Genomic DNA, 6344 nt, shown 5'->3' with positions numbered 1-6344 from the left:
GGCGAGGTGGCGTGCCGGCGGGCTTCGGGCGCGGGCGAGGTGGCGTGCCGGCGGGCTTCGGGCAGGTGTGGGGCGGGGCGCCGACAGACTTCGGGCGGGGTACGGGTTGGGCTGGAATTGACTCACCCTCCGCGGCCGGGAGTTGGTTGACTCGGCGTATGGATGATCAAACCCGTACGACCCACAGCGGATTGCTCACCGGCAAGGCCGTCATGATCACCGGAGCGTCCAGCGGCATCGGAGAGGCCGCCGCCCGGCTCTTCGCGCGGGAAGGCGCCGCCGTCCTCGTGATGGCCCGGCGCGAGGACCGGCTCAAGCATCTGGCCGCGCGGATCGAGGCGGACGGCGGACGGGCCGCGTACAGCGTCGGGGACGTGACAGAGCGCGGTGACGTGGACCGCGCGGTCGCCGCCACCCTCGAACGGTTCGGTGCGCTCGACGGCGCCTTCAACAACGCCGGATACGCCGGCTCCGTCCTGGGCCCGCTGCACGAGCAGGGCGAGGAGGACTACGACCGCGTCATGGATGTGAACGTCCGCGGCACCTGGAACTGTCTGCGGGCCCAGATCCCCGTGATGCTCGAGGCCGGCCGTGGCGCGATCGTGAACACATCCAGCTCGGCCGGCCTGATCTACACCGGCGCCCCCGCCCCGTATATCGCCGCGAAGCACGCCGTGCTCGGTCTCACCAAGTCCGCGGCGGCGGAGTACGGGGAGCGGGGGATCCGGGTGAACGCCCTGACCGTCGGCACCACCATGTCCGAAATGATCCAAGGGGCCATCGAGGCGGCGCCCGCCCTGGGCGAGGCGTTCGTCGCGCGGCAGATACAGCAGCGGATCGCCGAGCCGGCCGAGATCGCCGAGGCGGCGCTCTGGCTGCTCAGCGACCGCGCCTCGTTCGCCACCGGCGGGCATATCGCGGTGGACGGCGGGATCGGCGCGATCTGAGGGTCCTCATCGCCGGCCGCCCGGCGCCCGGGCGCGGGCCGCACCCGGACGCCGGGGCCGTCACCCCGCCGCGAAGGTGCTTGCGCGTCGTGTTCGAATTGGTGGAACGGGGCACCGCCCCACCTCGCCGACCGCTTCGAACCCCGCGACCCCGAAGGGCTGCCCGCATGCGTACCGCCGTCGACACGTCCGCCGCGTCCGCCACGGACGAGGCCCGGCCGTCGTCCGGCATATGCGGGGCGGCCGGGCTGACGCGCGGCGGCCGGGACCTGGCGCCCTGGGGGCTCGCGGCGCTGCTGTTCCTCGCGTACACCACCGTGTCCGTGCTGCGCTGGGAGAAGTTCGGGACGCGGTCGTGGGATCTGGGGATCTTCGAGCAGGCGATACGGGGATACGCGCACCTACAGGCACCGATCGCCGATCTGAAGGGGCCGGGCGCGCACATACTCGGCGATCACTTCAGCCCGGTCACGGCCCTGATCGCCCCCTTCTACCGGCTCTTTCCGGGGCCGGTGACGCTGCTCGTCGCGCAGGCCGCGCTGTTCGCCCTGTCCGTGGTGCCGGTGACGCGGGCGGCGGGCCGGCTGCTCGGGCGGGGCGGCGGGCTCTGCCTCGGCCTCGCCTACGGTCTGTCGTGGGGGCTGCAACGGGCCGTCGACTTCGACTTCCATGAGATCGCCTTCGCCGTACCGCTGATCGCGTTCGCACTGGAGGCGCTGCTCGCCGAGCGCTGGCGGGCCGCGCTGCTGTGGGCCCTGCCGCTGGTGCTCGTCAAGGAGGACCTGGGGCTGACGCTGATGGCGATCGCCCTGGTCGTGGCCTGGCGTGCGCATCGCCGCGCGAAGGCCGGCGACAGGGCTGCCGGCGACAAGGCTGCCGACGAGACCGGTGCCGCAGCGGCCCGCCGCGCTCTCCCGTATGCCTACGCCGTGGCCGCCTTCGGGGCCATCGCCGCCCTGCTGGTCTTCGTCTGGATCATCCCCGCCTTCAACACCGTCGGCAGTTACGAGTACTGGAACCGCGTCGACAGCGGGTTCCCCGATCCGTTCGCCGGGTGGGACGTCAAACTGCGCACGCTGGCCTGGCTGTTGCTGCCCACGGGTCTGTTCGCCCTGCGCTCCCCGCTCGTCCTGATCGTCCTGCCCACCCTCGGCTGGCGCTTCTTCTCCTCGGACGACTCGTACTGGGGCACGGAGTGGCACTACAGCGCGGTGCTCATGCCGGTGGTCGTCCTCGCCGCGGCCGACGGGATCGCCCGGGCCCGCCGCGGCGGCGACCGCCCGTGGCTGACCAAGTTCGCGGCCCAGGCACCGCTCGCGGCCGCCGCGGTAGCGCTCGCCCTGACCGTCTCGCTGCCGCTCGGCACGCTCACCGACCCCGCCGTCTACCGCGTGCCCGCCGCCGCACGCCAGGCGGACGCGCTGCTCGACCGCATCCCCGACGGGGCCACCGTCGAGGCGAACATCGGGCCCATCAGCCGGCTCACGAGCCGCTGCCGGGTGCTGTGGATCGGCAACTCCCGGGGAGTGACGCCGGATTACCTCGCCCTGGACAACCGGTCCGGTCGGTACGCCGATCCGGTGGCGCATGCGCGACGCCTTCATCCCGACGCGCGGTTCTCGGAGTTCGGGTCGGCGGGCGGGTTCGTGGTGCTCAAGCGGGTCACCTGAGCGGGTCACTGAACCCCGGGCACAGGCCTCCGGCACGGACCCCCGGGCACGCCCCCGAAATCAGCCCGGCCCCGGTGCACATGGAGGATGTGCACCGGGGCCGGACCCCTACCGTAACCGTCGCCCCAGGAGCGCGAGGGCCCGGTGGGCTACTCGGTCGCGATGGCGTTCAGGACGTTCATCCGGCCCGCGCGGAACGCCGGGATCAGCGCCGCGAGCAGGCCCACGAAGGCCGAGCCGATGAACACCGCGATGATGGTCGCCCAGGGGATCTCCAGGACTTCGAGGCCCTCCATGGCGAGCAGTCGCTGCGCCGTGGCTCCCCAGCCCATGCCGAGCCCGAGGCCGAGCAGCGCGCCGAACAGGGCGATCACCACGGACTCCAGGCGGATCATCCGGCGCAGCTGGCGCCGCGACATGCCGATCGCCCGCATCAGGCCGATCTCCCTGGTCCGTTCGACCACCGACAGGGCCAGGGTGTTCACCACACCGAGCACCGCGACGATGATCGCGAGGGCGAGCAGCCCGTAGACCATGTTGAGCAACTGGCCGACCTGGCTCTGCAGTTCCTCCTTGAAGTCCGTCTGGTCGCGGACCTCGTACTGCGGGTACTGCTTCAGGGTGTCCTTGAGCGCCGCATAGGCCGCCTCCGCCTGACCGTCCTTCGCCTTGGCGAACATGATCTCGTTCGGCGGGACCTTGTCGGCCGGCAGGTACTTCTCCAGCGTCGCGATGGACATGTACCGCGCGCCCTGGTCGATGGTCACGTCATCACTCGTGATGGCCCCGACCTTGAGCTTCGCCGTCTCGCCGCCCTTGAAGGCGACGGTGAGGGTGTCGCCGAGCTTGATGCCGTAGTCCTCGGCGTAGTCCGAGCCGATCGACATGGAGTCCGCGGCGTAGGCGTCCTTCAGGTTGCCCGCCGTGGTCTCGCGGCGCAGGTCCGTGGCGTACGTGGGATCGGCGGCCGCGACGGCGGAATCACCCTTCTCCGTCTTGCCGTTGGGTGCCGTCATGGTGACCTCGGCCACCTTGTAGCGCGTGACGTGCTCCAGGTCCGGGCTGTTCTGGATGGCCTTCTCGGCCTGCGGAACGATGCGCTGCTGGCCCTGGATGATGAAGTCCGCGCCGACCGACTTGTCGAGCTCGTCGGTGGCCGAGGCGACCATCGAGGAGCCGACCACGGACAGGCAGGCGACCAGCGCGAGGCCGATCATCAGCGCCGCACCGGTGGCCCCGGTACGCCGCGGGTTGCGCAGCGCGTTGCGCTCCGCCATCCGCCCGACCGGTCCGAACAGGCGCAGCACGAGGGCGCTGATGACCCGCACCACTCCGCCCGCGAGCACCGGTCCGACGATCACGAAGCCGATGAGCGTGAGGACCACACCGCCGCCGAGCCACAGCGATCCGTCGCCGGCCGTGTCGGCGGTGGCCGCGGTGTAGAGGGCGAAGATACCGGCGCCGGTGAGGACGAGGCCGATGAGCGCCCGTACGAGACCCGCCTTGCCGTCCGCCGGGGTGCCGGCGTCGCGCAGCGCGGCCATCGGGGAGACCTTGCCGGCCCGGCGTGCGGGCAGATACGCGGCGAGGACGGTGACGACGATGCCGAGGAACAGGCCGATCGCCGGGGTCGTCCACTGCACGGTGAGGTCGTCCGTGGAGAGGTTCATGCCCATGCCGGACATGAGCTCCATCAGACCGATCGCGAGCCCGACGCCCGCGCCGACCCCGAGGATCGAGCCGATCACTCCGAGCAGCGTGGCCTCGACGAGCACGGAACGGTTGACCTGCTTGCGCGAGGAGCCGATGGCCCGCATCAGACCGATCTCGCGGGTGCGCTGGGCGACCAGCATCGAGAAGGTGTTGATGATCAGGAAGATGCCCACCAGGAACGCGATTCCGGCGAAGCCGAGCATCGCGTACTTGATGATGTCCATGAACTCGCCGACGCCCTTGCGGTTGGCGTCGGCGGCCTCGGTCTGGGTCTGCAGCTTGTAGGCGCCGGCGCCGAGTTCGGCGGCGACATTCTGCTTCAGGGCGGCGTCGGTGACTCCGTCGGCGCCGGTCACGGCGACGGCGCTGAACTCGCCGGTCCTGCCGAGCAGTTGCTTCTGGGCCGTGGCGGTGTCGAAGTAGACGACGGACGCGCCCGGGTTGGTCACCTTGAAGGTGGCGATACCGCTGATCTTCGCGGTGAAGTCGCCGTTGACGCTGATGGTGCGCAGTTCGTCGCCGAGCTTGAGGCCGTGCTTGTCGGCGGTGTCGGAGTCGACCATCACGTCGGTGGGGCCGCGCGGCGAGTGGCCTTCCGTGATCTCCATCGTCCGGGCGTCGTTCCGCGTCCAGTTGCCGGCGATGGTCGGGCCACCGTTGGTCGAGCCCATGTTCTCGTTCTCGGAGTCGACCACGGTCACGTTCATCGACATGACCGCGCCCTCGGCCGACTTGACGCCCTCGGCCCGCTTCACCTGCTCGACCACGGAGGCCGGCAGGGCGTCGGGCTTCCCGGACTGCGGGTCCTCGTCGCCGTCCCCGGCGGTCTTGGGGCTGACGGTCACATCGGGCGAGGTGGCCGCGAAGAGTTTGTCGAAGGTCGTGTTCATGGTGTCGGTGAACACGAGCGTGCCGCAGACGAAGGCGACGGAGAGCAGGACGGCGATCGCGGAGAGCGCCATCCGGCCCTTGTGCGCGAAGAAGTTGCGCATCGAGGTCTTGAACACGGTCACGACGTACGCCCCCGCGCGTCGAAGTCCTTCATACGGTCAAGGACCTGGTCGGCGGTGGGGTGGTGCATCTCGTCGACGATCCGGCCGTCCGCGAGGTACAGCACACGGTCCGCGTACGAGGCCGCGACCGGGTCGTGCGTGACCATCACGATGGTCTGCCCCAGTTCGGACACGGAGCGCCGCAGGAAGCCGAGCACCTCGGCGCCGGCGCGCGAGTCGAGGTTTCCGGTGGGCTCGTCACCGAAGATGATCTCCGGTCGTGCGGCCAGCGCACGCGCCACCGCCACGCGCTGCTGCTGACCGCCGGAGAGCTGGCTGGGCCGGTGCTTGAGGCGCTCGGCCAGGCCGACCGTCTCCACCACGCGCTGCAGCCACTGCTTGTCCGGCTTGCGGCCCGCGATGTCCATGGGCAGCGTGATGTTCTCTATCGCGTTCAGCGTCGGCAGCAGGTTGTACGCCTGGAAGATGAAGCCGATCCGGTCCCGGCGCAGCTGCGTGAGCTTCTTGTCCTTGAGGCCGGTGATCTCGGTGTCGTCGAGGTAGATCTGCCCGCCGGTCACCGTGTCGAGCCCGGCGAGGCAGTGCATCAGCGTGGACTTGCCGGACCCCGAGGGGCCCATGATCGCGGTGAACTGCCCGCGGGCGATGTCCACATCGACATGATCGAGGGCGACGACCCGGGTCTCCCCGCTGCCGTACGCCTTCACGACCTGCCGCGCCCGGGCGGCGACAGCCGTGCGCCCTCCAGTTACCCCGGGACCGGGGGTGGTCACAGCCGTAGTCACGTGAAGTCTCCTAGGTAGAAAGCAGCGAGGAACGCCGGAAGTACGTGCTCAAGTCTGGTCGCGGGAGAGGGCCTTGCGCGCTGAGGCCCAGCGCAGTCTTTTACTGAGGAAAACCCCACCCCCCACGATGCGGTCGGCCTCAGTACCGGCCTGTGACCAGGCTAGGAGCGCGCTCGCGCCGACTCCTCGTTCAGGAGGACGAGCCCTCCCCGACCC

At 70.5% G+C, this 6344-nt stretch carries 4 protein-coding genes; 2 read left to right on the top strand and 2 right to left on the bottom strand.

Annotation, left to right across the window (positions count from 1 at the left end; translation table 11 throughout):
- The first annotated feature begins 212 nt into the window (after nt 1-212).
- The gene (locus G6045_RS38460) at nt 213-947 is read left to right on the top strand and encodes an SDR family NAD(P)-dependent oxidoreductase (RefSeq protein WP_165336888.1); all 735 of its coding nucleotides are present in this window, start codon (nt 213-215) and stop codon (nt 945-947) included.
- Between the two features lie 167 nt (nt 948-1114).
- The gene (locus tag G6045_RS38455; protein WP_165336887.1) at nt 1115-2617 is read left to right on the top strand and encodes a DUF2079 domain-containing protein; all 1503 of its coding nucleotides are present in this window, start codon (nt 1115-1117) and stop codon (nt 2615-2617) included.
- A 149-nt stretch (nt 2618-2766) separates the two neighbouring features.
- On the opposite strand, the gene G6045_RS38450 is transcribed toward G6045_RS38455, so the two are convergent.
- Entirely contained in the window at nt 2767-5343 is a 2577-nt protein-coding gene (locus G6045_RS38450) for an ABC transporter permease (RefSeq protein WP_165336886.1), read from the bottom strand.
- Nucleotides 5340-6128 carry an ABC transporter ATP-binding protein gene (locus G6045_RS38445; RefSeq protein ID WP_165336885.1) on the bottom strand — a complete coding sequence of 263 codons (789 nt, stop codon included), beginning with the start codon at nt 6126-6128 and terminating at the stop codon, nt 5340-5342. Before G6045_RS38445 ends, G6045_RS38450 begins: the two co-directional genes overlap by 4 nt.
- Between the last annotated feature and the right edge of the window lie 216 nt (nt 6129-6344).

Source organism: Streptomyces mesophilus, assembly GCF_011044995.1.
In the GTDB taxonomy this organism is placed as follows: Bacteria; Actinomycetota; Actinomycetes; order Streptomycetales; family Streptomycetaceae; genus Streptomyces; species Streptomyces mesophilus.
Note: the sequence above shows the minus strand (reverse complement) of the source record. Positions and strands in the feature narration are given on the sequence as shown.

Bases quoted from the DNA above. Each gene is read 5' to 3' on its own strand.
- G6045_RS38460 (WP_165336888.1), top strand. From the start codon at position 213: ATGATCACCGGAGCGTCCAGCGGCATCGGAGAGGCCGCCGCCCGGCTC.
- G6045_RS38455 (WP_165336887.1), top strand. From the start codon at position 1,115: ATGCGTACCGCCGTCGACACGTCCGCCGCGTCCGCCACGGACGAGGCC.